General features: G+C 34.3%; 25 protein-coding genes. 4 read left to right on the top strand and 21 right to left on the bottom strand.

Annotation, left to right across the window (positions count from 1 at the left end):
- Positions 1 to 180 precede the first annotated feature (180 nt).
- From MHZ36_RS08045 to eda, 5 genes are all read right to left on the bottom strand, one after another.
- Positions 181 to 1,002 (bottom strand): SDR family oxidoreductase, encoded by an 822-nt coding sequence (locus MHZ36_RS08045; protein ID WP_239230976.1) that lies wholly within the window; start codon positions 1,000 to 1,002, stop codon positions 181 to 183.
- Complete coding sequence (locus MHZ36_RS08040; RefSeq protein WP_239230975.1) at positions 1,002 to 2,033, bottom strand: mannonate dehydratase; 1,032 nt, start codon at positions 2,031 to 2,033, stop codon at positions 1,002 to 1,004. Before MHZ36_RS08040 ends, MHZ36_RS08045 begins: the two co-directional genes overlap by 1 nt.
- A 2-nt stretch (positions 2,034 to 2,035) precedes the next feature.
- On the bottom strand, positions 2,036 to 3,442 hold the full coding sequence (uxaC, locus tag MHZ36_RS08035; protein WP_239230974.1) for a glucuronate isomerase: 1,407 nt from the start codon (positions 3,440 to 3,442) through the stop codon (positions 2,036 to 2,038).
- 138 nt (positions 3,443 to 3,580) lie between these two features.
- Positions 3,581 to 4,555: a sugar kinase gene (locus tag MHZ36_RS08030; RefSeq protein WP_239230973.1), complete on the bottom strand. Its 975-nt coding sequence runs from the start codon at positions 4,553 to 4,555 to the stop codon at positions 3,581 to 3,583.
- Entirely contained in the window at positions 4,552 to 5,172 is a 621-nt protein-coding gene (gene eda, locus MHZ36_RS08025) for a bifunctional 4-hydroxy-2-oxoglutarate aldolase/2-dehydro-3-deoxy-phosphogluconate aldolase (protein ID WP_239230972.1), read from the bottom strand. Before eda ends, MHZ36_RS08030 begins: the two co-directional genes overlap by 4 nt.
- A gap of 144 nt (positions 5,173 to 5,316) precedes the next feature.
- On the opposite strand from eda, the gene MHZ36_RS08020 reads away from it, so the two are divergent.
- Complete coding sequence (locus MHZ36_RS08020; protein WP_239230971.1) at positions 5,317 to 6,261, top strand: LacI family DNA-binding transcriptional regulator; 945 nt, start codon at positions 5,317 to 5,319, stop codon at positions 6,259 to 6,261.
- 672 nt (positions 6,262 to 6,933) lie between these two features.
- Here the strand turns inward: MHZ36_RS08020 and cidR are convergent.
- The 3 genes from cidR to isaB all read right to left on the bottom strand — a co-directional run bounded on the left by cidR (position 6,934) and on the right by isaB (position 9,500).
- Positions 6,934 to 7,809, bottom strand: a complete 876-nt coding sequence (gene cidR / locus MHZ36_RS08015; protein ID WP_239230970.1) for a cidABC operon transcriptional activator CidR — start codon at positions 7,807 to 7,809, stop codon at positions 6,934 to 6,936.
- 83 nt (positions 7,810 to 7,892) lie between these two features.
- On the bottom strand, positions 7,893 to 8,753 hold the full coding sequence (bla, locus tag MHZ36_RS08010) for a class A beta-lactamase (RefSeq protein ID WP_239230969.1): 861 nt from the start codon (positions 8,751 to 8,753) through the stop codon (positions 7,893 to 7,895).
- A 186-nt stretch (positions 8,754 to 8,939) separates the two neighbouring features.
- Complete coding sequence (gene isaB, locus MHZ36_RS08005; RefSeq protein WP_239230968.1) at positions 8,940 to 9,500, bottom strand: immunodominant staphylococcal antigen IsaB family protein; 561 nt, start codon at positions 9,498 to 9,500, stop codon at positions 8,940 to 8,942.
- Between the two features lie 502 nt (positions 9,501 to 10,002).
- Between isaB and MHZ36_RS08000 the strand changes: the two genes are divergently transcribed.
- Positions 10,003 to 11,388 (top strand): GntT/GntP/DsdX family permease, encoded by a 1,386-nt coding sequence (locus tag MHZ36_RS08000; RefSeq protein WP_239230967.1) that lies wholly within the window; start codon positions 10,003 to 10,005, stop codon positions 11,386 to 11,388.
- A 62-nt stretch (positions 11,389 to 11,450) separates the two neighbouring features.
- Here the strand turns inward: MHZ36_RS08000 and MHZ36_RS07995 are convergent, their stop codons facing one another.
- The 9 genes from MHZ36_RS07995 to MHZ36_RS07955 all read right to left on the bottom strand — a co-directional run bounded on the left by MHZ36_RS07995 (position 11,451) and on the right by MHZ36_RS07955 (position 18,637).
- Positions 11,451 to 12,293: a sialate O-acetylesterase gene (locus MHZ36_RS07995; RefSeq protein WP_239230966.1), complete on the bottom strand. Its 843-nt coding sequence runs from the start codon at positions 12,291 to 12,293 to the stop codon at positions 11,451 to 11,453.
- A gap of 99 nt (positions 12,294 to 12,392) precedes the next feature.
- Complete coding sequence (locus MHZ36_RS07990; RefSeq protein ID WP_239230965.1) at positions 12,393 to 13,307, bottom strand: 5'-nucleotidase, lipoprotein e(P4) family; 915 nt, start codon at positions 13,305 to 13,307, stop codon at positions 12,393 to 12,395.
- A 199-nt stretch (positions 13,308 to 13,506) separates the two neighbouring features.
- Positions 13,507 to 14,460 carry an ornithine cyclodeaminase family protein gene (locus MHZ36_RS07985; RefSeq protein ID WP_239230964.1) on the bottom strand — a complete coding sequence of 318 codons (954 nt, stop codon included), beginning with the start codon at positions 14,458 to 14,460 and terminating at the stop codon, positions 13,507 to 13,509.
- A gap of 12 nt (positions 14,461 to 14,472) precedes the next feature.
- Positions 14,473 to 14,892, bottom strand: coding sequence for a hypothetical protein (locus MHZ36_RS07980; RefSeq protein WP_239230963.1), 420 nt, complete (start codon positions 14,890 to 14,892; stop codon positions 14,473 to 14,475).
- 83 nt (positions 14,893 to 14,975) lie between these two features.
- A complete protein-coding gene (locus MHZ36_RS07975) occupies positions 14,976 to 15,752 on the bottom strand; it encodes a 3-hydroxybutyrate dehydrogenase (RefSeq protein ID WP_239230962.1) in 777 nt (258 codons plus the stop codon).
- Positions 15,753 to 15,761: 9 nt separating this feature from the next.
- On the bottom strand, positions 15,762 to 16,409 hold the full coding sequence (locus MHZ36_RS07970; RefSeq protein WP_239230961.1) for a 3-oxoacid CoA-transferase subunit B: 648 nt from the start codon (positions 16,407 to 16,409) through the stop codon (positions 15,762 to 15,764).
- The gene (locus MHZ36_RS07965; protein ID WP_239230960.1) at positions 16,402 to 17,106 is read right to left on the bottom strand and encodes a CoA transferase subunit A; all 705 of its coding nucleotides are present in this window, start codon (positions 17,104 to 17,106) and stop codon (positions 16,402 to 16,404) included. Before MHZ36_RS07965 ends, MHZ36_RS07970 begins: the two co-directional genes overlap by 8 nt.
- A gap of 426 nt (positions 17,107 to 17,532) precedes the next feature.
- Entirely contained in the window at positions 17,533 to 18,039 is a 507-nt protein-coding gene (locus tag MHZ36_RS07960) for a GNAT family N-acetyltransferase (protein WP_239230959.1), read from the bottom strand.
- Between the two features lie 22 nt (positions 18,040 to 18,061).
- Positions 18,062 to 18,637 (bottom strand): GNAT family N-acetyltransferase, encoded by a 576-nt coding sequence (locus MHZ36_RS07955; RefSeq protein WP_239230958.1) that lies wholly within the window; start codon positions 18,635 to 18,637, stop codon positions 18,062 to 18,064.
- A gap of 282 nt (positions 18,638 to 18,919) precedes the next feature.
- Here MHZ36_RS07955 and MHZ36_RS07950 point away from each other — a divergent pair, with 282 nt between their 5' ends.
- Positions 18,920 to 19,381, top strand: coding sequence for a hypothetical protein (locus tag MHZ36_RS07950; RefSeq protein WP_239230957.1), 462 nt, complete (start codon positions 18,920 to 18,922; stop codon positions 19,379 to 19,381).
- A 94-nt stretch (positions 19,382 to 19,475) separates the two neighbouring features.
- Here the strand turns inward: MHZ36_RS07950 and MHZ36_RS07945 are convergent, their stop codons facing one another.
- On the bottom strand, positions 19,476 to 20,666 hold the full coding sequence (locus tag MHZ36_RS07945; RefSeq protein WP_239230956.1) for a glycine C-acetyltransferase: 1,191 nt from the start codon (positions 20,664 to 20,666) through the stop codon (positions 19,476 to 19,478).
- A gap of 189 nt (positions 20,667 to 20,855) precedes the next feature.
- On the opposite strand from MHZ36_RS07945, the gene MHZ36_RS07940 reads away from it, so the two are divergent.
- Positions 20,856 to 22,037, top strand: coding sequence for a M20 family metallopeptidase (locus MHZ36_RS07940; RefSeq protein WP_239230955.1), 1,182 nt, complete (start codon positions 20,856 to 20,858; stop codon positions 22,035 to 22,037).
- Positions 22,038 to 22,409: 372 nt separating this feature from the next.
- Here MHZ36_RS07940 and tuf read toward each other — a convergent pair whose 3' ends face one another.
- The 3 genes from tuf to rpsG form a co-directional block, all read right to left on the bottom strand.
- Positions 22,410 to 23,597, bottom strand: coding sequence for an elongation factor Tu (tuf, locus tag MHZ36_RS07935; RefSeq protein ID WP_239230954.1), 1,188 nt, complete (start codon positions 23,595 to 23,597; stop codon positions 22,410 to 22,412).
- A 200-nt stretch (positions 23,598 to 23,797) separates the two neighbouring features.
- Entirely contained in the window at positions 23,798 to 25,888 is a 2,091-nt protein-coding gene (gene fusA / locus MHZ36_RS07930) for an elongation factor G (protein ID WP_239230953.1), read from the bottom strand.
- Between the two features lie 119 nt (positions 25,889 to 26,007).
- Positions 26,008 to 26,478, bottom strand: coding sequence for a 30S ribosomal protein S7 (gene rpsG / locus MHZ36_RS07925; protein ID WP_042737969.1), 471 nt, complete (start codon positions 26,476 to 26,478; stop codon positions 26,008 to 26,010).
- Positions 26,479 to 26,487 lie beyond the last annotated feature (9 nt).

The following is a 26,487-nucleotide window of genomic DNA, read 5'->3' as shown; positions in this document are numbered from 1 at the left end:
TATGTATTAAATATTTTTCATTTTCAATTAAATGTTGATATTAATTTATTTATTTTTTCATTAAATACAAATGATTGCATTTCACTATTTTGATATGTAGTCTATCAAGTTCTATAAAATCATTTTGATAGATATAAAAAAGCAATTGAAATATAAATATTTCAATTGCCTCATTCAATATTAAACACCCGAATATGAGTTAAATCCGCCATCAACAGGTATAACAACTCCTGTCACAAAGCTACTCGCGTTATAATCCATCAACCAATATAATGTACCTAGAATTTCTTCTGGTTCACCAAAACGATTCATTGGTGTTTGAGAAAGTATTTTGTTTGCTCTATCAGAATAGGAACCATCTGCATTTCTTAATAGCCCTTTGTTTTGATTGGTTTCAAAGAATCCAGGAGCGATTGCATTAACTCGAACCTTACCTGAAAAATAAGTGCTTAACCATTCAGTGAAATTACTCACGGCTGCCTTAGCACCACTATATGCTGGAATCTTTGTCAGTGGTGTAAAAGCATTCATAGATGAAATATTAATAATTGAACCTTGCTTTGCGGTTACAATATCTTGCGCAAAGACTTGTGACGGTAAGAATGTTCCGACATAATTCAATTTAAATACTGTATCTATACCCGGTTCAGTTAAATCAAAGAACGTATTTTCTCCTTGGGCATCAAAAAATTCATCACTTGTAGTTGCATTTGGATGATTGCCACCAGCACCATTAATCAGAATATCAATCGTACCAAATGTTTCGTTAAATCTTTGCTTTGCGCGTTCTAATTCTACTTTATCTAATACATCGGCTACTAAATCCACTGTTTGTGCTTTAGCTTCACCTAATTCATTCTGCAATGCAGTAATTTTTTCTTCTGAACGGGCTAATATTCCAACATTCGCACCTTTGGTAACCAATCCTTTAACAAAGGTACTGCCAATCACACCTGTTGCGCCAGTAATCACGACATTCAAATCCTTAAATTGTGCATCCATTATTTACTCACTCCTTCTATTAAGCCGTTAATATATGTTGCACCTAAAGCTCTATCAAACAGACCATAGCCTGCCTTACCTGTTTCTCCCCAAATCATCCGACCATGATCTGGACGAATCGTGCCTTGATATCCAATTTCAAGTAAAGTCGACGTCACTGCTTTCATATCTACTGATCCTGATTTAGATAGATGACCAGTTTCTACGAATGATTGTGTATCTAACCTTTTTACATTGCGCATGTGTACAAAATGTATATGTTTTCCAAATTCTTTAATCAGTTCGGGTAAGTTATTTTCAGCAAGAGAGCCAAGTGATCCAGTACAAAAGCAAATTCCATTATTCGCTGAATCATTAATTTCTTTTAACCGTAAGTAGCTTTCTCTATTTTTAATAATTCTTGGGATTCCAAAAATGGACCATGGTGGATCATCCGGATGAATTGCTAGGTTCACATCATGCTCGATAGCAGTTGGTAATACGGCTTCTAGGAAATATTGCAGATTATCCCACAATTGATCCTCTGACATGTCACGATATTTCAAAATGAGTTTATTCATTTCTTCACGTGTATAACTTTCATCCCATCCAGGTAAGTTTAAATCGGTCATTAACGGATCAACATCTTTAATTTGTTCGTGATCATATATCAATGTATTCGAACCATCTTCAAGTTGATAGTCTAGTTGTGACCTCGTCCAATCAAATACTGGCATAAAATTATAAGTAACTGTCTTAATGCCACAATCAGCTAAATTTTTAAGTGATGTCTTATAATTTTCAATTAACGCATCGCGTTTTGCAGTACCTAACTTGATATCTTCACTCACTGGTAAACTCTCAACCACTTCAAATTTCAAACCTGCAGCTTCAATAGTTTCTTTTAATTTTTGAATTCGCTCTTTCTCCCAAATTTCACCAACAGGTACATCATATATTGCTGAAACGATATGTTTCATATTGGGAATTTGTCTAATATTATCCAACGTTACAGGGTCATCTTTTCCATACCAACGAAATGAAAGTTCCATCATTATACCTCCTTAATTCCTTCTATTTTGAATAACTTAACCGCATTGTTAAAACAGATATCTTTTAACATTTGTTCAATCGTGGAATTTGATAACGTAATTTCACCTTTTTCAATTTTTTCACCTACAAAATTACATAAAATTCTTCTGAAATATTCATGTCTTGTATAAGAAATCATACTTCTTGAATCTGTAAGCATACCAACAAACTTAGATAATAGACCAACGTTTGAGTAATCCACTAAATGACGTTCCATACCTTCTTTCGTATCATTAAACCACCATGCAGCACCTAATTGTACTTTGTGTTCACTATTACTAAAATTACCTGCAGCAGCTTGTACCATTAAATGATCATTACCATTATTTGGATAGATAATCGTATCTGACAATGCATTATGTTGTTCTAGGTGGTTCAACATCGCATTTAATGTCTTCGCATTAAGTTGGTTGCCAACACTATCAAAGCCACTATCTGTTCCTACAATGTCTAGCATTTTCGTATTATTATTTCGTATAGGACCTAAGTGGAATTGTACGACCCAACCTAGTGTTCGATATACTTTGCTTAATTCAGTCAATATATAGCCTGCTAATTCGTATTGTTTTTCCTCAGAAACATCATGACCATCTGCCAATTGATTAAATATTTCTTGTGCCTCATCCTTAGTTGCAGTCATTAATGGTACTTTTTCAAAGCTTTGGTCCGAGCTTTTTGCTCCTTCTCTATCAAAGTAATAAATACGTGCTTTCAAAGCTGCAATATACGATGTTAAATCTTTTACTTCTTTATCAGATACATCGTTTAATTTAGCTAACTTTTCCTTAAATGTATTGTTATTTAGTAATACATAACTATCTGGTCTATAGGTAGGACAAACTTTAAACGTTACTTTTTTATCCTGTCTTAACAATTTATGATATTTCAAATCGTCACATGGGTCATCCGTCGTACATACTACCGATACATTACTTGCTTTAATCAATGATTGAGGTGTATGTGTCGACTTAGCTAATTTCTTATTTAAAGCTTTATATAATTTCAAACTATCCACTTTATCTAAATCTGTATTTTCATTGAAATAGCGATTAAGTTCCAAAGCACACCAATGATACATTGGATTCATAGCAGCATATGGTAACATCTCCATAAATGCTTGAAACTTATCAAGATCTTCTGCATCACCAGTAATATAATCTTCATCAATACCGAATGCTCGCATCAATCGCCACTTATAATGATCACCTGATAACCATAATTGTGTAATGGTTTCATAATTTTTATTGTCATATATTTCTTTAGGATCTAGATGACAATGGAAATCATAAATAGGTAAATCTTTAACTTTCTGATAAAGTTTAATTGCTGTCTTGCTGTTCAATAAAAAATTGTCATGGATTAATGTCATAATTTAACCTCTTTCCTATTTCATAAAACACTATATTTGTTGAAGTTATTTAACATATTGCTAAAGTAACTACTTTTTAAATCTTAAAAATACTTTAGATGTATCCGTTTTCATAAATATCGAAAAATTTTTATATAATCATCTTTTCAGTTCACCTATATGCGTTGATAACCCTAATATATCCTCCTCACTACATGTTAAAGCATCTTCTCTCGTCGTGTGTTGTAATACAGAACATTTTGTTGCAAAGTCGATTATTTTTTCATATTCATAATTTGATATTAAACCATGAATGATACCTGCCATAAAAGCGTCACCCGCACCAATTCTATTTAAAACAGTATAAGGATAACTTTGTCCTATGATATAATCTCCTTTGTTTAACATAATACCTTGTAGCGTACTTGACTCAATATCTCTATTACTAGATGCAAGCATTGGAATATTATATTTTTGCTGTAACGTTCTAGCACAAGTTTCCATTTCATCAATTTCATTATTTGTATTTAATAAATGTGTTGCATCCATTTTCCCAAATAGTAGTATATCTACATGAGGTAAAACAGATTCAATCGTTGTTTTTGCTATATCTTTATTCCATAAATTACTTCTATAATTAATATCAAAAACAATCTTCACACCACGTTGCTTTAATTGAGTTAGTATATTTACAATTTGTTCGCGAACCATAGGATTAACGGCTAATGTTATACCTGTAAACACAAAATAATCTCCACTTTCAAACTGTATACCCTCCAAAATCTGTTCACGATATTCTGAAAATGTAGAATGGGATCTATCGTATATTATCTTTCCACTTCTAAATCCAAAGCTCTCTTCAAGATAATATGTTCCTAATCGACCATCAGTATATTTTATATTGTGAGTAGCAACATTTGCTTGAGTCATCTTTTGCAAAGCAATTGTTCCAATCGCATGGCGAGGCAAGACTGTTAACATATCTGTTCTCTGTCCAAAATGAGATAGAGTGATGAGCGTGTTTAATTCAGCACCGCCTACTTGAACATCAAAGCTATTAGCGTCTTTTAGTTGCGTATAATTGTAGGGGGTATATCGCAACATGACCTCTCCTAAACCATAGATAGTCATCATTGCACCTCGCTCTTTAAATCTAAGACATACTGTTCTAAAGCAGATTTCCCTTGTTCTTGAAAAACTTTAGTAATTTCACTACCTATGCCTACTGCAAAGCTACCTGCATCTAACCATTCTCTATGATTTGTTTTATCGATACCTCCAGTTGGTACAATTTCAATTTGTGGTAACGGACCTTTAAAGTCTTTGATTGTCTTTGGTGTAAACTGTGTAGCAGGAAATAGCTTTAATACTTTACAACCATATTGGAGTGATTCAACCATTTCCTTAACTGTCATACATCCTGGAATATAAGGAATATCATACAGGTTTGCAATTTTTGCTGTTTCTTTATCAAATGATGGACTGACAATAAATCTTGCGCCACTCATAATTGCATTACGCGCAGACACAGCATCAAGTACTGTTCCCGCACCTATTAAAGCATCTTCTCTCTCAGATAATTTCTCAATGATGTTTAAGGCATTCGGTGTTGTCAAAGTTACCTCGATTATATTTAATCCTTTTTCTATAATCGTTTGCGCAATTTCAATAAATATTTCAGCCTCTTCAGTGCGCATGACAGCAATGTGTTTACCATCATGTATTGCTTTTAAAATGTCGCTAGATTTCATAATTACAGCCCCTTACCAGAGATAAATTTATTATTTCCTCGAAAATAACAACGTTGTTATTTTTATTCAAAAAAATATTGTAACGCTTACCTCTATGTTATAATTAATTCTATCTTAAATCAAATAATTTCAAGGAGACGTTCTATGGCTGTAACTTTAAAAGATGTCGCCGAAGCCTGTGGCGTCAGTTATTCTACTGTTAGTAAAGCATTGAAAAATTCACAATTAGTGAAGCCGCAAACCAAACAAATGATCCAGCAAAAAGCACTTGAAATGAATTATATCGCAAACCAATCTGCTCGATCTTTGGTTTCAAAAAAAAGTGGGACAATTGGTTTAATATGGCCTTCTGTTGATAGAATAGCAGTGACACATCTCATATCTGAAATTAACCACGCTATCAAATCCTTTGGCTATGCCATGTTTGTTTCAATTGATGATGTTACTACAGCTTCAAAAAAATTTGTTGAGTTCGGTTGTGATGGTATCGTCATATTCGATGAAGGTGAACATACCAATTTACCGCCAGAGATATACAACAATATTTCCGTCGTAGCGTATGGCGCAGATAGAAAAACGCCTTATCCTATAATAAATGTCAATCATGCTGAAGCAATGGTTATGGCAATTCAAGCATTACAAGCACAAGGTATCGATGCAATTGATTATATAGGTGATACAGATACAAACGATGTTCGTCAGATCACTAAAAAACAAGCTATCGCATCTTATTGTGAAACACAAGGTATTACCTATCGCCTCATCAATTCAAAAGGTTTAAATTCAATCGAAACAGAATCATCGTTAAAAACATTCTTGCAATCAAATGAGTTAGCACCAGGCGTTATATGTGGCAGTTATGATATTACAGTTGGTACAATAAATGCACTAGATGACCAACACCATCCGATAATCTATTCCTATGACAATATACCTCAAATCAAAAAACTAGATTATCCAGTAAATGCTATTGGTGTACCCACTTCTGAAATTGCATCAAAGATTGTTGAAATATTAAGTAAAGTAATCAATCATGAAGCAATAGAAATGTCATATGATTTACATCCAAAATTACAAAACAATATGTAATTTTCATAAATGAATAATAAAACGCCTAAATTACATTGGACAGATGTAACTTTAGGCGCTTTATTTTGAGAGAGATAGTTATCTAGAGGGTCAGAATAGTTTCATAATTTCAACGCATAGATAAATGTGTTTCTGTTTGATGTTATATGCTTAGATAATATTAAAATACACAATTCGAATGTAACGGCTCAAATAACTTTCGAATCACACAATCTTATTCACTTAGCACCATACTAATGATTGCGCTTACATTTAGTACTTCATATCTACATTACAACACTAAAACATACAAACATTCTAGTTATGAGTTCTGACTATTTAGCATAAGTCTTGTTTAAACTTAGGTGTGTATCCAATAAATGAATGAACGAATGAATACTAGTAACTGACTTATTGATGAATCATCATGAATAAATTATCATTACTCATAACCCTCTACATTTCATATTATATATCTTTACTAATCATGATTAAAATACATAGTTGGAATACAAAACATTCCTAAAAGGAATACTTTGTAAAGAATATACCCCTTTTATAATCATAGTATACTTAAATATCTATTAGATGCCCTTCACTTCTCAAAGTAATGAATTTAATAGAAATGCGCAACTATTCGAAATTAGCTTGGTATACGCACCCCTCTTGAATTCTAACTTTATCTTTAGTTTTCTATTTAATTTGAGAAATAAATGTAATCCATTCATTTGTAACATAATTCATGTAGCTATCTTTTTTCCATACGATGCCTAAATTCCATGAAACATCCGCTTCATCTAATTCCACGCCTACAACATTATCGCTTAATATATTTACAATACTTTCAGGTAAAATACTTATCCCTATACCATCACGAATCATATTTTCAATAAAAGTTATTTGGGACATCTTTGCTACTGTTTTAGGATGAAATCCTACTTTACGACAACTTTCTATAATTTGATCTTTTAAATAATAATCATCATGAAACATGATAAAGCTTTCTCTTTTCAACGCGCTTAAATGTACCATTTGTTCTTTAGCAAATGGTGAGGCTTTATCGACGACCAACAATAATTTTTCTTTATATAGCGGGACGGCATTATAAATATCATCATCTACTGGCAAGGTTGTAATACCAACATCAATATCATCATTGTTGAGATAAAATTCAACTGCCTTCCCCCCACCTTCAATCACTTCATAGGTAACATTCGGATATTGTTGGTGAAATCGATTTAAGCTTTCCGTAAAAAGTCTGACATTCATAATAGCTGATATACCAATACGAATATGACCTCTTTCAAGATTTGTCACGTCGCCCATCTGTAGAGATAAATCATCAATCACTGCTAATGCCTCTATACATTTTTCATAAAAAATTGCCCCTACATCTGTTAAAACAATATGCTTTTTTGTCCTATCAAATAATTGAATATTAAATTCACTTTCAAGACTCTTAATATTTTTACTGATGGTGGATTGTGCGATAAATAAATGTTCCGATGCTTGTGTCATCCCACCGTGTTTTACTACCTCTACAAAATACTGCATCTGCTTAATTTCCATTTTGCACTTCCTTAGTCATTCACTATTAGTTTATTACTATAAGCTTGGCAATAAATACTATTCACAGTATTGCTATCCATGAATTATTTATCTAACGCATGGATAGCAACTTTAGCTGCTTTTTCAATCACTTCATCATTCGGTTTGCCATTTTTATCATGTTGCTTCGTATAAATTGCTAATATAATTGGTTTATCTTCCCCTTTCGGATATATAAATGCTAAATCATTACGCGTTGCATACGTTGTACCTTGACCACTTTTATCCCCTACAACAAAATCATCACTAATACCTGCTTTGATTAAACTGTCCCCAGTTTCATTTTCAATCATAAGTTTCTTCAAGAATTGTAAGTTTGATTTATGCATATTAGATTGTGTTAAGATTTGATTCAAATTTTTAGCCGCTGCACGTGGTGTTGTCGTATCAGCTATATTATTAGGATTATAATTGTTTAAGTCTGGTTCCAACCTTTGAGGTTCTGATACACCATCCCCTAGTTGACGTAATGCATATTTAAAACTACTTATGCCACCCAGTTCTTGTATAATTTTATTATTTGCCGTATTATCGCTTTTTAACATTGATGCTTCGATCAATGATTTAATAGTCATTGATTTACCTACATATTTTTCAGTAACTGGAGAATATGTAACAATATCTGATTGATGAATAGCGATTTTTTTATTTAATTCTTGAGGTGTCATTCGCTCTAATAATATACCACTCGCTATTGCTTTGTATGTTGATGCAAATGCAAATCGATCATCTGAATGATGATTAATCTCAATATCATTTTTTGTATTAATTCCATATACACCAATAGTAGTATCATATTTCTTTTCTAAATCATTTAACGATTTATCCCCACTTGCTTCAGCGCTTTCCGTTTTAAATAAAATTGTTAAAATGGCTAATAATAATATGACTAAAATTCGTTTCATAAAAATCCCCCTTTAATATACAGTTTAAATACAAAATCTTTCTAATATATTAATTATAATTCTATGAATATTATAAGACAATAATTTAAGAACACATTCATACATAAAGGACCCTTACCAAAATGGTTATGATAAAGGCCCCTCTAATCTTTAATCGATTATAATAATTTCAAAAATCCTACTCAATTATTGACCAATAGTTATTTCCATTAAGTTATCTTTAGTATCAAAGAAAGCTGTATATGAACCATCGTTTGTTGCATATTTAACAAATGTGCCATCACCATTACCTAGTTTACCTTCTTCTACAATTTTGTTAGAACTATGTGCATCTTTAAAAGTAGCTTTAGATATAGAATCTGGTTTTGTAAAGAACGTGATTTGAACAACTTCATCATCACTATTAAAGCCTACACTCGTATCGTAAATTTTTTTCGTATGATCATATTCTGCAGTAGCATCTGTATCTACTTTATAACCATTCATCGTTACGTTGTCATATTTTAATGCTCTAACAAAGTTATAGTCTTGTGTGAAATTTGCATCATAAGATGTGTAACCTTCATATTTATACCATGGCAATTCAGCTTTAGCCGTTACACCACTCGTTCCATAACCCCAAGTTGCTTCTTTACTTGCTTTTGCCTGTATTTCAGGTCCATTAGCTGTTAAATACACCGTAGACGTCCCTAATAACAATGCAGATACGATTGCTGTGGAAGATAAAAATTTGCCTATTTTCCGCATAATAAACACTCCCTGAATTGTAATTACGCTATTGGCAAGATATATAGCTACTTTATTCACAATATAGATACGTCATTATGTTGAACTATATCCTACATGCTATAGTGACATGTAACACATAGCATCAAGTCTTAAGATAGCGAATCAACACGAGTGGCAAGTTACCGAATTTATAATAATGCGGGAGAACCAATACTTGAAATCAAAGCGGCATATTATAGAAATTCTTCACCTAACTTTAAATTAACTCACTCCTTCTTTAAGTCCCCAATCAAAAGTGTAATTATCCACCTTTCATCTTACTCTGATTTTAACTAAATTCAAGTAATAAATTTTAACTTTATTTTTATAAAAATTTCTTTCTATGTTTAAAATTTGGAAACGTTTTCTTGAAACATTTATATATTAGGATTAAAATATCTTTTATGGTTGTATATAATATTGATTCTTTAAAAAAATAATTAATTGTATTCATCAACCTTCAAACAAAGGAGGCATTGTTATGACATCGCATGATTATCAATTATTAATCATTACGGTAGTAAGCATTCTATTATTAATCTTTTTAATAACTTCCAAATTACGCTTTCATCCACTACTGGCTTTACTATTAACTGCTCTTTTTGTTGGGTTCACTTCTGGATTAGACATTGATAAAATCGTTAAATCTATCGAAACGGGTGCCGGTTCAACATTAGGTGAAACTGGTGTTACCATTGCACTCGGGGCAATGTTAGGCAAGATACTTTCTGATTCAGGTGCTAGCGATCGTATTGCAACTGCTATACTAAAAAATGCGACACCTCAACGTTTACCATGGCTCATGGCACTTGCAGCATTTATCATTGGTATTCCAATGTTCTTTGAAGTAGGACTAATCATGCTCTTACCACTCATATTTACCATTGCGAGAAAGCTTGAAGAAAGTAATACTGTGAAGGGTTCTGCATATATAGCAATTGGTGTACCTGTAATTGCCGCACTATGTACGATGCACGGTATGGTACCACCTCACCCTGGTCCACTGATTTCTGTGAATCAATTTGGTGCTAATATTGGTTTAACTATGTTTTATGGTATGATTTGTGCCATCCCAACCATCATCATTGCCGGTCCTTTATACGGTAAATTTATTACACCTCGTTTATCAGTAAAACCGAGTAACGATTTGTTACAACAATATACCAATGACTCAAATCTCACAACACGTCAACCCATCTCAACAGCACTTGCTTTTTCAACAATACTCGTTCCTGTTGTTATGATGCTCTTACATGCTATTGCCGGTGTTTGTTTCAGAGAACAATCACTTCAATACAAAGTATTCGAATTTCTAGGCAGTCCAATTATTGCAATGTTCATCGGTGTACTTTATGCATTGTTTACCCTAGGTTATCTTAGAGGACAAGATACTCAAAAGTTAAGAGACGCATTAGGCAGCAGCTTAAAACCAATTGCAGGTATCATGTTGATTATTGCAGGTGGGGGTGCATTCGGACAAGTACTTGAAGACTCCGGTGTAGGTACTTCAATTGTACATTTAGCTGATCAATTTTCACTTTCTGCATTACTGATGGGCTGGATTGTTGCAGCACTGCTTTCTATTTCAACTGGTTCCGCAACAGTAGGTATTGTTGGAGCTACAAATTTATTATTTCCATTAATTCAAGCAGATTCCTCTATCAATGTCGAGTTGCTGACGATTGCTATTGGATCAGGCTCTTTATTCTTTAATTACGTTAACCATGGTGGTTTTTGGTTAGTTAAAGAATCTTTCGGGATGTCCATGGGAGAAACCTTTAAGACTATTACAATCGTACAATCCATAGTCGGATTATGTGGATTAGTCATGGTGTTACTACTAAATGCTGTTATCAATTTATTCTAAATTTCATTATGTAAAAGGTGTCACATGTACAATTCGATACAGTACATATGACACCTTTTATTTTATGATTGCAATTTAGTCATTTCAGCTGCAAATGTTTCAAAGTTGATTTCACCCTTTGAAAATGATTCAACTAACTGATACATTTGCTCATTTTTCGTATATTCAGTTTTATATAACAACTTGTCTGCGTTATCTTCCTTTATCAACGGTTCAGTAATATGCGTTTGTTGATTAAATGCTGTAAAATAACGTATACCTAATAAACGTTGCGATGCTGCATCGATATGAATGCCATCTGGGTTGGCCTGTAGTCCAGAACCTGTAACATAATAACAATGAGCTACATCATTTGCCACATCCCTTAAGCACTGATTGATTTGGCTATATTCATTAGCACTTAAACCAAATCCTGATTTTCCTAGATAATCTCCGAGCCCACCTATAATAAACGGTAACTGTGGCAATGCCAATTCAGAGCGGTAAGCTTCAATCAATTGTTGTAACTTAGAAGCATATGTTCGATATTTTTCACCAGAACTATCACTTTCACCTTGATGCCATAAGATACCGATTAACTCACTCGTTTCTAGCGCAAATCGTGTTTCCATTAAAGCATGTCTCGTCAACAAACCATCTTCAGACCATTCATCAATAGATGTACCTCCATCGGCACAAGGAATTAAACCAAGCGTTTCACCAGGATGTGCATCAATCCACATCTTTGCAAAAGACGCAGCAGGTCCTATACCTGCAACTGATCTATCACCATGGATAGGTTCAGCCATCATCTGCCAGCGACCATTCTTTAGCACTTTTATACGCTCATCAATAATTGGTGGCACACTATCTATAAAACCTCGCCCAGCCATATTAGATTGACCAATTAATAATATTGATTTCATTTCTCTTAACCACCTTATATACATTTAACTTCCGTTAACCATTTACTAGTCATATTATATTGGACTATTGTCCCATTTTAGTGTTTCTACCTGCAAATATTAATTGCTATTTGTTGTCTGACCTTGCTTAATTTCACTTGTTTCAGGATCAAAGTATTGGATAGATTGCTTACGTAATTGATCCTTTTTAACATCAGATTGACTGAAGTCATTATTATACAAGGTTGATTCCCAACTACCGTACATAGGATTAGGGAAAATAATATACTTCTTACCAAAATCCTTTTGGTGTTTATTTACCAATTGTTCACGTGAAGCTTGTGTCGGTTGTTGTGGATCATCAAAGTCCAATAAATTATCACCAAATAACATAACTAATTTATGATTTTTTCTAACTTTATCGCGACGCTCTGCTTTATTTTTGTCATTCTTACCTTTTAGCATAATATGGTTATCTGTTGCTTGTGGTAATCCTTGCGCATTTAAATTTTCTTTAGTCGCTTTAAAATCTTTGTCTTGATCTCTATCAGAAATATAATAAATATCTACACCTTTTTTATCAGCATATTGCAGGAAATCTTTAGCACCATAAACTGGTTTAGCTTTAGCTGCTTGAATCCATTCATGCCAACCATCTGGATATGATTTATTATGTAATGCAGAATAACCTTGATACGGTGAGTTATCCAATACTGTTTCATCAATATCTAATGCAATCGCTAATTTCTTATGTCCATTATTCTTTTTATGTTTTTTCAATTCTTGATCTAAATTCGTCTTTGCAGTGTTATACCCCTGTAAATATAATGCTTTAGCTTCAGCAGAATTTTGATACCATGAAACTGCCATGATATTCTCAGCACCTAGATTAACCTGTTGCTCAGTTGATGCTTGTTGCTTTACTTCCGATTGTTTCGTTGCTGTAGTAGTGTTTGCATCTGCAGTCACCGTTGTCGATAAAGTCATAGTACTTGCTAAAGAAAAAACTGTTAAATACTTTGCGATTTTATTCAATTACGCCACCCCTATTTATTATGTATATTTCTTATCACTATCTTACTATGCTATAAAATAATTTTAAACATTAATTTGGTTACACAATAAAAATTTTTATATAGTAAAAAAAGAGGCCCCATCGCTGTTATGACGCTTTAAATATTGCATTCGCAAAATAAAGCACATTAATGGTCAACCTCTTCTTAATATATCAATATTATACATTTAACTTTTTACGGTAAAAATAATCTGCCACAACAATATCTACAATAGCAACACCTACTGATTTAAACACGGTAATTTCGTCATCTGAAACTCTACCTTTCAAACGCTCAGCAACGATGTCACCTAATTCACCATATAAAGCTTCGGCAGTAAACTTTCCTTCTGACATAGGTGTAATCAAATCACCAGTTTCTTCTAAAGCAGCAGATTCAGCTTCTACAACAACTTTATCCGCGTTCGCAATTAATTGTGATGGCAATTCTTGCATATCCGGTCTAAACGATCCTACTGCATTCACATGTACACCAGACTCTATCAATTGGTCAAATACTGGTGTCTGAGCATTAGTTGCAGTAACAATCACATCAGCACCGGCAATAGCATGCTCTACTTGCTCATATACTTCAACCTCCACTTCTTTATGTTGTTGCTGTACAGACTTAGCAAATTTCACTGCTTTATCATACGTACGATTAAAGCACTGGATTCGCTCAATATTTCTCACTGCAAGTACCGCTTCAATAAGACCTTGCGCTTGATCACCTGTGCCAACAACACATAAAGTCTTAGCATCTTTACGTGCAAGGTACTTTGTTGCCACACCTGAAATTGCACCAGTTCGAATCTTGGTTAAATAAGAACCTTCCAATACCGCCAATGTTTCACCTGTTTCATAATCCGATAGAATAACCGAACCAACAATCGTATTCTTACCTTGCATCGAATTATTCGGTGCAACCGTCACCGTTTTCAAACCAACTAGCTTTAATTCATCTGATAATGCTGGCATCACTAAATAACGATTATCATTGTTAAATGGTAATACATAACGCAACGGTGTATCCGTCTTTCCTTCCGAATAAGCGCGCAATGATTGTGCGACCGCTTCAACGACTTCTTCCATATTTAACATTTTTGCTTGTTCTTCTTCATTTATATAAAGCATAAAACACCTCTACTATTCATTATCGTCATCATCAAAGACAAATGAGCGTTTACCCAAGATATTTTCAATAAATATTAGTAGGCAAATCACTCCCACAATACATGCTATAATTACAATATTTACTGGCCACTGCCAAAACATTATCGTATAAATAATACCAACAAAGCACATAACAGCACTTATGTATAAAATAAAAGCCAACCACAAATCTACCTTCACCGTCATAAACGCAGGTTGCCTTGTATGTCGATATCTATCAATAGCCTGTACCGTAGTAATCAGCTTTCTAATTACTACGTACCCAAAAATGATTAAATATAGTGTCATTAACACCCAATGATATGACAATTTATCTATATAATTTGATAACAAGACCAGAATAACTGGTACTAATATATAAAGTATTTCTGATTGTGCTTCATACCTCTTCATGTTTATTACACCTTATCTGAATACTATTTATTCCAACATAACATAAAATAGTCCTCGCCTAAACAACACTTATTTAACGGGGCTTATTGTGCAGTATATCCACCATCAATTAAAATAGATTGACCCGTCACACTTTTCGCACCATCACTACAAAGAAATAAAGCATAGTCTGCCACATCAGCGATATCAACTAAACACTTTTGCGGAATCAATGGGTATAATACATCTTCTAATACCGATTCAACGTTAACGCCTCTATCTTTTGCTAAATCAGCCATTTGATTTCTAACTAATGGCGTATCTATATAACCAGGACAAATCGCATTCACAGTGATACCATCTGTCGCAGTTTCCAATGCAGTCACTTTTGTCAGACCAATAATGCCATGTTTCGCACTATTATAAGCCGCCTTTCCAGAAAATCCTATCACGCCATTAATAGAAGCCATATTTAAGATTCTTCCGCTCTGTTGCGCCTTCATAATTGGTAATGCATATTTTGTACCGATAAAGCTCCCCGTCAACATAATATCAATCATTTGTCTAAATTTATCCGTTGGAAATGACTCTATCGCTTCAACATGTTGAAGACCAGCATTATTAAACAATACATCCAAACGACCATATTGTTCTACTGTTTGTTCTATCATTTGTTGTACTGCTGTTTCATCCGTAACATCTACTTGAATTCCAATACAGTCATAACCTGTCGCTTTTAATTTTCTAACTTCACTATCTAATTGATTTTTATTCATATCTGCCAATACCACTTTAGCACCATGTTTAAGAAAAACCTTAGCAATACCTAAGCCAATACCACTTGCTGCACCCGTAATTATCGTTACTTTATCCTTGATCATTATTCACACCTACTTTAAATGATTTTCAAAGTACGCGTCAGTACTTGCTTCAATTTGCTCTAACGTCGTACCCTCTTGTAGTTCTACCAACTGCATCACACCACGTTCAAACTGAAATACTGCCAAATCAGTAATTAACGTATTGACCACTTGTGCACCAGTTAACGGTAAATCACACTGCGCCTTAATCTTAGATTCACCATGCTTATTCATATGATCCATTATCACAACCACTTTCTTAGCACCAACAACTAAATCCATGGCACCACCCATACCTTTGACTAATTTCCCAGGAATCATATAATTGGCCAAATCCCCCTTCTCAGAAACTTCCATACCACCTAAAATTGCCAAATCGATATGGCCACCTCGAATCATGGCAAAGGATTCCGCATTATCAAAGAATGATGCACCTTTAGCAGCAGTAACCGTCTCTTTACCCGCGTTGATTAGATCCGCATCTACTTCATTCTCCGTTGGATAAGGTCCAATACCTAACAAACCATTTTCAGATTGGAAGTAAACATTCTGTACATGATCATTAAGCTCATTTGCAACTAATGTCGGCATACCAATACCAAGATTAATAACCATATTACTTTCAATTTCTTTCGCTGCACGTTGAATAATCTTTTGCCTTTGGATTTGTTTACTCATGATTAACCTCCTTTACAGTGCGTTTCTCTATTCTCTTTTCAAAATGCTTCCCTAAATAAATATAGTCCACATAAACACCAGACAAATGTACCTCATCTGGGTCAATTTCACCAACTTCTACTAATTCCTCAACCTCAACAACTGTAGTCGTTGCTGCCATAGCACAAAGTGGATTAAAGTTTCGCGCAGTCTTCTCAAAGACTAAATTGCCGAATGTGTCAGCCTTTTTCGCCTTAACAATGCCATAATCACCTGTTATCGCACGTTCCATAAGATACGTTTCACCATCAAAGTCACGTGTTTCTTTACCTTCTGCAACAAGCGTACCGACACCCGTCTTCGTATAAAATGCTGGAATTCCCGCACCACCTGCACGCAATTTCTCAGCTAACGTGCCTTGTGGCGTTAATTCCACATCCAATTCTCCATTAATTAATTGTTGTTCAAATATTTTATTTTCACCCACATAAGAACTGATCATCTTATCTATTTGTTTATTTTCTAAAAGTCTCCCTAAACCAAAATCATCTATTCCACAATTATTACTAACTACTGTTAAGCCTTTTGTTCCTTTCGAACGTATCGCTTCTATTGCATGTTCTGGTATGCCACATAGTCCAAAACCACCTGCTAATACCGTCATACCATCTTTAAGACCGTCAAATGCCTCTGTGATATCTTGAATTACTTTAGACATCATATCCCTCATTTCTATATTCGATAAATACATATTTCATTTAGGTATTTAGTACCTAGTACTAATCGCTATTATACGTTATCGATTATCGAAAGTCTTTTTATAAGAATTCAAGAAGTTATTTTATATTTATTCTCAACTTAATAGCATCGTTTTATTAAAACAAATTCAATCAAACCATACGTGGTCAATATTATTTGATAATAAATAACAAATTTTAAAGTATTTTATATTATCTAGAGTAAAAATTCTAAATAAATATAAATAAATGAATATTACAAACTTTTATTTTTCCCTCTAAAAACCTCAATGTATGATAAAAAACCTCAAATGAAATTTAAATTTCATTTGAGGTTCATTTAATCTAAGCTATACATCCTAGCTATTTCATTTTAAAATTTTTTAATTTTGAGCATTTGCTATGCCTTAACTAATTTCAATTTGGAATCTGCGAATCACTGTGCCATCATCTAATAATGAAGGTTCAATTTCTTCGCCTCCATTATGCTTAATCACTGCTGCTGATGCTTTGTTCGTTTCGTCACAAGTAACTAATGCCTCTTGAACGCCGATACGTGACAGATAATCTAATGATTTCTTTAAAATCTTATTTCCATATCCTTTACCACGATATTTCTTACGGATACCATACCCAATATGGCCACCAATACGTTTCAATTTATCATTTAAATCGTGACGAATGTTTGCTGCCCCAATAATTTCATTTTCATCAATTAAAAACAATGTCGTATTATCAATTTGAGTATCACGAGATTTGTTATCAGCTAATTCGTGTACCAATGCCTCAAAGTTTTCATACCTAGTAATATTCGTTGCTACTGGTACAATTTCCTCATCATGATCAATCCATTCACTCATGTAATCACAGTATAAAGATTCATCACCCATAGTTAACTCTCTAAATTCAACCATGTCAACGCTCCTTTCCACACCTTTAAATATTTAAGGACGCATCATGCAAGTTTTGATAATAAACCTGTTGATCAGTCCATTTCCCGTTTTGGAATATAAATCCTTTTCGAACACACTCAAATTGAAAACCTAACTTTTCAACTAATCTTTGTGAAGGTATATTACCTAAGTCAATATGTGCTTCTAATCGATGAAACTTAAAATTATCTCTAGCTTGTTTAATTAACTCAGACACTGCTTCTGTCCCATATCCCTCACGCCAATATTGATTATGAATAAAATAGCCAATCTCTGCCCATTGAAATTCATCTCTACTTAATTTCTTTAAATCTAGCATTCCAATATGTGCTGAAGTGGCTTTGTCAAAAATTCCGAAAATATACAAATCGTCTTCAAGTATCGACTGTTTCTGTTTCTCAACAAGAGCAGCAAACCATGGTAACGTTGCTTCAGACATATCTATTTGACCATCATCAAATCTATGTTGTGCTGGTCTTCGATTTGTAAATCCAGACAGCCAAGTTTCGTAATCTTTTTCTTCCAACGGTCTTATGATAAGCCGTTGTGTTGTGAATTGCAACCTTAAATTTTTCTTCAATTATCATCAGCCTTTTCCCGCGATATTATCACTTTAAATTCACAAGCATTAACTGTTATTATCTTTTTTCTATAATGACTTTGTACATATCATAATACATATAGATACTAAAAGAAAACAAAGCTCCCTTTAATTTATATTTGCGTTAAATATTTGTAATGCGGGTATATAAATTAATGAGAGCGCCATCATAAAATCCTTAAACAAAGTGTCCCTTTAGCATACAACGACAGTAGTTGAAACTTTAACAAAGTGGTTGGTATATGAAGGAGGGTGTTACTTATGAACAGTAATACATCTAAAATATTTTTTGTATTCTTTGGCATATTATCATGGCTATCGACAATGTTTTTATTTATCTTACCAATGTTGACACCATACCAAAAACATATCGAAAGTCAGAGTGGTCTTTCAGCAGGATGGATTATCGGCCTTTTGATAATCATTACTTTATTCTATATTGGTATTTTAATACTTGATATCTTTAGCACAACAGCAACACAGGTATTACAATTTGTGTTGTTAACCGTTGTAGTTGTAAGTGCCTTACCTTCGATTACAGCATTTGTCATTATATCTTTTATCGTAGATATTAGTATTATTGAAGTATTTATACCAATTATTGTAATTATTTTGGCAAGTATGTTGCATATCTTATGGTTTGCAATTCCATTTCTACAAAATAAGCAACGACGTGCAGAATTATTAGAAAAAAATAAAGCAACTTACGATAAATATAAATAATATAAAAAGCAACTTGTAGCATCATTAACGATGTACAGGTTGCTTTTTTAAATCATTTAATTATTAATTAACCATGACTCAATGATTAAATTTGTTATTTAATAATACCTATTTCTTTGCCTACTTTTTCAAATGCAGCTAAAGCATCGTCTAACATTGCTTTGGTATGTGCAGCAGTTGGCATATTACGCACACGGCCAGTACCTTTTGGAACTGTAGGGAATACGATTGATTTAACATATACGCCTTCTTCTTTTAATCGACTACTAAATGATTGTGTTTCCTTTTCATCCCCAATAATCACTGGTGTGATTGGAGTTTCTGAAACACCAATATCAAATCCTAATTCTTTCAATCCTGCTTTAAGATAATTTGCATTATCCCAAAGTTTATCATGTAATTCCGTTGATGCCATTAGTTTCTTAACTGCTTCAGTGATTGCCTTTGTATCACCAGGAGCTAAAGAAGTTGAGAATAAAAATGGTCTTGATTGTGCTTTTAACCAATCAATCAATGATTGTGTGCCAGCCACATAACCACCGACAACTCCGATTGCTTTAGATAGTGTACCTATTTGGAAGTCAATCTTATCTTGTAGACCGAAATGTTTCACCGTACCAGCACCATTGCCCATCACACCAGAACCATGAGCATCATCAACATATGTGATTAAATCAAATTCTTCTGCAATTTCAACAATTTCTGGTAATTTAGCAACATCTCCATCCATACTAAATACACCATCAGTGATATACATTACTTTATTATATTGACCAGATTCCACTGCTTCTTTTGCTTTCGCTCTCAAATCATCCATGTCTGAGTGATTAACACGAATAATCTTTGCTTTAGATAAACGACAGCCATCAATAATTGAAGCATGGTTCAATTCATCTGAAAGTATAGCATCATTTTTATTCATTACAGCTGAAATTGCCGCCATATTACAATTGAAACCTGATTGATAGGCTATAGCTGCCTCAGTACCTTTAAACTTTGCTAACGTTGTTTCTAATTCATCATGTAAGTCTAATGTTCCATTGATCGAACGTACTGCACCAGCACCTACGCCATGTGTATCAATTGCATCCTTAGCCGCTTGTTTCAAAGTCTCATCTGTTGCTAGTCCTAAATAGTTATTTGAAGACAAGTTGATATATGATTTCCCGTTGATATTAATTTCTGGTCCATTTGCACCTTCGATTGTATCAATTTCATTGTATAAACCGTTATCTTTCAAATATTGAATATTTTCATCTAAAAAGCCATGTAGTGATTGTACCACTGCAAGTCCCCCTTTGAATTGTCTTTGTGTTAAATCAATCATAACCTATTTTTTATGTTGAGGGAAGTAGAACAATGCCTTTACATACTGTATTTAAACACGTCTTATTTACCCATAAATTAATTGTAACTATTGCTTGTACTTTTTAAATGGTATACTAGATAAAAAGTAATGGAAGAAGGGTTGAAGTTGTTTGATTGGTTTCAACTAGCAAACGAAAAAGAAAATAGAATGGTACAAGTACGTCGTTATCTGCATCAATATCCTGAATTATCTTTCGAAGAATATCACACACATGATTTTATAATGAACCAACTTAGTCAATTATCATGTGAGGTTCGAACACCTGTGGGACGAAATGGTATCGTCGCAAAATTCAAAGGTCATGGTGATGGCCCGACAATTGCATTAAGAGCTGACTTTGATGCCTTACCTATAGATGAATTGACGGATGTTGAATATAAATCAAAGAATCCAGGTGCAATGCATGCATGTGGGCATGATGGGCATACAGCCATCTTACTTGCAGTAGCTGAAATTCTAGAAGCCCATTTAAATAAGTTAAATGGTAACGTTGTTTTAATTTTCCAATACGGTGAGGAAATCATGCCAGGTGGATCTCAAGAAATGATTGATGATGGTTGCTTACAAGATGTAGATAGAATATATGGAAATCATTTATGGAGTGGTTACCCAACTGGTACAATCTATTCTCGTCCAGGTGCAATGATGGCCTCCCCGGATGAATTTAATATTACAATTCATGGTCGCGGAGGACATGGCGCTAAGCCTCATGAAACAATTGATCCGGTCGTAATTTTGGCTGAATTTATCATGAGTTCACAAAAAATTATTTCTCGAACTATTGATCCTGTTAAGCAAGCTGTGCTTAGTTTCGGAATGATTCAAGCAGGTTCTGCAGATAATGTTATCGCTGATTCTGCTTATTGTAGAGGTACTGTTCGTACTTTTGATACAACAATACAAGATCATATTATCAATAAAATGGATAAATTACTTCAAGGATTAGCCGTTGCAAATGATATAGAATATTCATTAGATTATATCAAAGGCTATCTGCCTGTACACAATAATCCAAGTTGCTATGAAGTCGTGAAGCAAGCAGCAAACGATATTAATTTAAGATACAATGAATCTGATTTAATGATGGTTGGTGAAGATTTCTCACACTATTTAAAAGTTCGTCCTGGCGCGTTTTTCTTAACAGGCTGTGGAAACCCTGAAAAAAATTCGGATTACCCACATCACAGTCCTTACTTTAATATCGATGAAAAAGCAATGAAATATGCAGTCAGTGAATTCTTGAAAATTTTAGAGTTAGAAAATGTATTTAAAACTGGTGAAAAATAATACAGAACTATATTAAATATTGAACAATACAGCTTATTCACATTTAGTAAGCAATTGAAACCTATAGATTGAACTGCACCCAGTCAACTAGATAAATGAATAATTCAATTTTCGGCTAATCTCATTTATGCGAGATTAGCCATTTTTAATGTAATTCTTTCAATAAGATAAAACCATCTCTCGTTACGTAATTAATCACTTTTAAGCAATTATCTCAAACGTAAAAGGTTCAATAGTTACACATATTAAAAATATATTTATGTTTATAAAAGCTTTGCTATTGTATTAAGACCCCCACCTCTATTGAGGTAAGGGATTCAATAAAAAAAAGAGCCTCCCTTAGGAGACTCTTAAAACACTATAAAATAGTGATTATTCGTTAATTACAGTAACAACGCCTGATCCTACAGTACGTCCACCTTCACGGATAGAGAAACGAGTACCATCTTCGATAGCGATTGGTGAAATTAATTCAACATTCATTTCAACGTTATCGCCAGGCATAACCATTTCAGTACCTTCTGGTAAATTAACAACACCAGTTACGTCAGTAGTACGGAAGTAGAATTGTGGGCGGTAGTTAGTGAAGAATGGAGTATGACGTCCACCTTCATCTTTAGATAAAACGTAAACTTCCGCTTTAAATTTTGTATGTGGTGTAATAGTACCAGGAGCAGCTAAAACTTGACCACGTTGGATATCTTCACGTGAAACACCACGTAATAATGCACCAATGTTGTCACCAGCTTCAGCGTAGTCTAATAATTTACGGAACATTTCTACACCAGTAACAGTTGTTTTGCTTGATTCTTCTTGCATACCGATGATTTCGATTTCTTCACCGACTTTGATTTGACCACGTTCAACACGGCCTGTAGCAACAGTACCACGACCAGTGATTGAGAATACGTCCTCAACTGGCATCATGAATGGTTTGTCAGAATCACGTTCTGGAGTTGGAATATAGTCATCAACAGCTTGCATTAAGTCTAAGATTTTTTGCTCATAGTCAGCATCGCCTTCTAAAGCTTTTAATGCTGAACCAGAGATAACTGGTACATCGTCACCAGGGAAGTCATATTCGCTTAATAAGTCACGAACTTCCATTTCAACTAATTCTAATAATTCTTCATCGTCAACCATGTCAACTTTGTTTAAGAATACTACTAATGCTGGAACACCAACGTTACGTGATAAAAGAATGTGTTCACGAGTTTGTGGCATTGGACCGTCAGCAGCAGATACTACTAAGATAGCTCCGTCCATTTGTGCAGCACCAGTGATCATGTTTTTAACATAGTCAGCGTGTCCTGGGCAGTCAACGTGAGCATAGTGACGTTTTTCAGTAGTGTACTCAATGTGAGAAGTATTAATAGTAATACCACGTTCTTTTTCTTCTGGAGCGTTGTCAATCATGTCATATGATTGTGCTACAGAGTCACCATTTTTTGCTAATACAGTTGCGATAGCAGCTGTTAAAGTAGTTTTACCATGGTCAACGTGACCGATAGTACCAATATTGGCATGTTCTTTTGAGCGATCAAATTTTTCTTTAGCCATTATAAAATCTCTCCTATTCTTTTAGAAAATTAATATTAAAATTTATCTCTCATGACAGTTTCTCACCATCATGAGAAAATAATTTATGTTACGGGATAAGTACTATCCATATAGTACCTTTATAATGCATTTTTCCCAAAAAATCAATTGATAAAACCACAGAGTACACAATGTACTCTAATTCACTGAAAGTGAATCAATTATTCAGATTTGTTACCACTGTTTTTCTTGATGATTTCTTCAGAGATTGATTTAGGAACTTCTGCATAATGATCGAAGTACATAGTGTAAGTACCACGACCTTGAGTGTTTGAACGTAATGATGTTGCATAACCAAACATTTCTGAAAGTGGTACATAAGCGTTAACAACTTGTGCATTACCACGAGGTTCCATACCATCAACACGTCCACGACGAGATGTTACGTCACCCATGATATCACCCATGTATTCTTCAGGCATTTCGATTGTTACTTTCATCATTGGTTCTAAGATAACTGGTTCACATTTTTTAGCAGCTTCTTTAAGTGCTAAAGATGCAGCAATTTTGAAGGCCATTTCTGATGAATCGACATCATGGTATGAACCATCATATAATTTAGCTTTAACATCGATTAATGGATATCCAGCTAATACACCATTATCCATAGCGTCTACAAGACCAGCTTCAACTGATGGAATGTATTCACGAGGAACTACACCACCAACGATAGCGTTTTCGAATTCAAATCCTGCACCAGTTTCGTTAGGTGAGAATTCAATTTTAACGTCACCATATTGTCCACGTCCACCTGATTGACGAGCAAATTTACCTTGAACTTGTGCTGTTGATTTGAATGTTTCACGATATGAAACCATTGGTGCACCAACATTACATTCAACGTTAAATTCTTTCTTCATACGGTCAACTAAGATATCTAAGTGAAGTTCACCCATACCGCCGATGATAACTTGTCCAGTTTCTTCATTTGTAGAAGCGTGGAAAGTTGGATCTTCTTCTTGTAATTTAACTAAAGCTGTAGTCATTTTATCTTGGTCAGCTTTTGATTTAGGTTCTACTGATAAGTGAATAACTGGTTCTGGGAATTCCATTGATTCCAAGATAATGTCATTCTTCTCACCACATAAAGTATCACCTGTACCAGTATCTTTAAGACCAACTGCTGCAGCGATATCTCCAGCGTATACAGTATTTAACTCTTGACGAGAGTTAGCGTGCATTTGTAGTAAACGACCTACACGTTCACGTTTACCTTTCGTAGAGTTCTTAATATAAGAACCTGAAGTTAAAGTACCTGAATAAACACGGAAGAAAGTTAATTTACCAACATAAGGGTCAGTCATAACTTTAAATGCTAAAGCAGCAAACTCAGCACTGTCATCAGCTTTCGCGATAACTTCTTCGTCTGGTGTTTCAGAACGATGACCAACAATAGGCTTAACATCTAATGGAGATGGTAAGTAGTCAATTACTGCGTTAAGCATTAATTGAACACCTTTATTTTTAAATGCTGTACCAACAAGTACTGGGTAGAATTCTACATCAGTAGTCGCTTTACGGATAGCAGCTTTTAATTCATCATTACTGATTGCTTCGTCACCAAGATATTTTTCCATTAATTCGTCGCTAGTTTCAGCAACAGCTTCGATTAATGTTGAACGAGCTTCTTCAGCTCTTTCTAAGTGATCAGCAGGAATTTCAATCTCTTCGATTTCAGTTCCTAAGTCATTTGTATATTTGAAACATTTCATTTCAACTAAGTCGATGATTGCTTCAAATTCGTCCTCTGCACCAATAGGTAATTGAATTGGTTGTGCATTTGCTTGTAAACGGTCATGTATAGTGCTTACAGAATATTCAAAGTTAGCACCTAATTTGTCCATTTTGTTTACAAAAACAATACGAGGAACACCATAAGTTGTAGCTTGACGCCAAACTGTTTCAGTTTGTGGTTCAACACCTGATTGTGCATCAAGTACTGTTACCGCTCCATCAAGTACACGTAAAGAACGTTCAACTTCTACAGTGAAGTCTACGTGTCCTGGTGTATCGATAATGTTTACACGGTGGTCATTCCATTGAGCTGTTGTTGCAGCAGATGTAATTGTAATACCACGGTCTTGCTCTTGTTCCATCCAGTCCATTTGTGAAGCACCTTCGTGCGTTTCACCAATTTTATGGATACGTCCAGTATAGTAAAGAATACGTTCAGTCGTAGTTGTTTTACCAGCGTCGATATGAGCCATGATACCAATATTACGCGTTTTTTCTAAACTAAAATCTCTAGCCATGTATTTTTCTCCTTCCAGTATTACTGCGAATAAATACTATAAATATGGCGATGCCCTAAGCACATACCACTGATGGATAACCATCCTTGCGGAACATACTCAGGGAGAAAGCTTCTATCCTACCAACGATAGTGAGCGAATGCTTTATTTGCTTCAGCCATTTTGTGAGTGTCTTCACGTTTCTTAACTGCGCCACCTGTGTTGTTAGCTGCATCTAAGATTTCGTTAGCTAAACGCTCCTCCATAGTTTTTTCACCACGAAGACGTGCATAGTTAACTAACCAACGTAGACCTAATGTAGTACGACGTTCTGGACGAACTTCTACTGGTACTTGATAGTTAGAACCACCAACACGACGAGCTTTAACTTCTAATACAGGCATGATGTTGTCGATAGCTTCTTCAAATACTTCAACAGCTTCACGACCACTACGTTCTTGAACTAGGTCGAAAGCAGAATAAAGAATTCTTTGAGCTGTTCCACGTTTACCATCTAACATGATTTTGTTGATCAATTTTGTAACTAATTTTGAGTTATGAATTGGATCTGGTAATACGTCTCTTTTTGGTACTGATCCTTTACGAGGCATAATGTATAT

It is taken from the genome of Staphylococcus sp. ACRSN (genome assembly GCF_022346615.1).
GTDB lineage: Bacteria > Bacillota > Bacilli > Staphylococcales > Staphylococcaceae > Staphylococcus.
This window is presented reverse-complemented; position numbering and strand designations above follow the sequence as displayed.

Coding starts and splice junctions, on each gene's coding strand:
- MHZ36_RS08020 (WP_239230971.1), top strand. CDS start 5,317: ATGGCTGTAACTTTAAAAGATGTCGCCGAAGCCTGTGGCGTCAGTTAT.
- MHZ36_RS08030 (WP_239230973.1), bottom strand. CDS start 4,555: ATGATGACTATCTATGGTTTAGGAGAGGTCATGTTGCGATATACCCCC.
- MHZ36_RS07965 (WP_239230960.1), bottom strand. CDS start 17,106: ATGTCTAAAGTAATTCAAGATATCACAGAGGCATTTGACGGTCTTAAA.
- tuf (WP_239230954.1), bottom strand. CDS start 23,597: ATGGCTAAAGAAAAATTTGATCGCTCAAAAGAACATGCCAATATTGGT.
- MHZ36_RS07970 (WP_239230961.1), bottom strand. CDS start 16,409: ATGAGTAAACAAATCCAAAGGCAAAAGATTATTCAACGTGCAGCGAAA.
- MHZ36_RS07950 (WP_239230957.1), top strand. CDS start 18,920: ATGAACAGTAATACATCTAAAATATTTTTTGTATTCTTTGGCATATTA.
- cidR (WP_239230970.1), bottom strand. CDS start 7,809: ATGGAAATTAAGCAGATGCAGTATTTTGTAGAGGTAGTAAAACACGGT.
- uxaC (WP_239230974.1), bottom strand. CDS start 3,442: ATGACATTAATCCATGACAATTTTTTATTGAACAGCAAGACAGCAATT.
- MHZ36_RS08000 (WP_239230967.1), top strand. CDS start 10,003: ATGACATCGCATGATTATCAATTATTAATCATTACGGTAGTAAGCATT.
- MHZ36_RS07995 (WP_239230966.1), bottom strand. CDS start 12,293: ATGAAATCAATATTATTAATTGGTCAATCTAATATGGCTGGGCGAGGT.
- eda (WP_239230972.1), bottom strand. CDS start 5,172: ATGAAATCTAGCGACATTTTAAAAGCAATACATGATGGTAAACACATT.
- isaB (WP_239230968.1), bottom strand. CDS start 9,500: ATGCGGAAAATAGGCAAATTTTTATCTTCCACAGCAATCGTATCTGCA.
- MHZ36_RS07985 (WP_239230964.1), bottom strand. CDS start 14,460: ATGCTTTATATAAATGAAGAAGAACAAGCAAAAATGTTAAATATGGAA.
- bla (WP_239230969.1), bottom strand. CDS start 8,753: ATGAAACGAATTTTAGTCATATTATTATTAGCCATTTTAACAATTTTA.
- MHZ36_RS08040 (WP_239230975.1), bottom strand. CDS start 2,033: ATGGAACTTTCATTTCGTTGGTATGGAAAAGATGACCCTGTAACGTTG.
- MHZ36_RS07980 (WP_239230963.1), bottom strand. CDS start 14,892: ATGAAGAGGTATGAAGCACAATCAGAAATACTTTATATATTAGTACCA.
- MHZ36_RS07975 (WP_239230962.1), bottom strand. CDS start 15,752: ATGATCAAGGATAAAGTAACGATAATTACGGGTGCAGCAAGTGGTATT.
- fusA (WP_239230953.1), bottom strand. CDS start 25,888: ATGGCTAGAGATTTTAGTTTAGAAAAAACGCGTAATATTGGTATCATG.
- MHZ36_RS08045 (WP_239230976.1), bottom strand. CDS start 1,002: ATGGATGCACAATTTAAGGATTTGAATGTCGTGATTACTGGCGCAACA.
- rpsG (WP_042737969.1), bottom strand. CDS start 26,478: ATGCCTCGTAAAGGATCAGTACCAAAAAGAGACGTATTACCAGATCCA.
- MHZ36_RS07960 (WP_239230959.1), bottom strand. CDS start 18,039: ATGGTTGAATTTAGAGAGTTAACTATGGGTGATGAATCTTTATACTGT.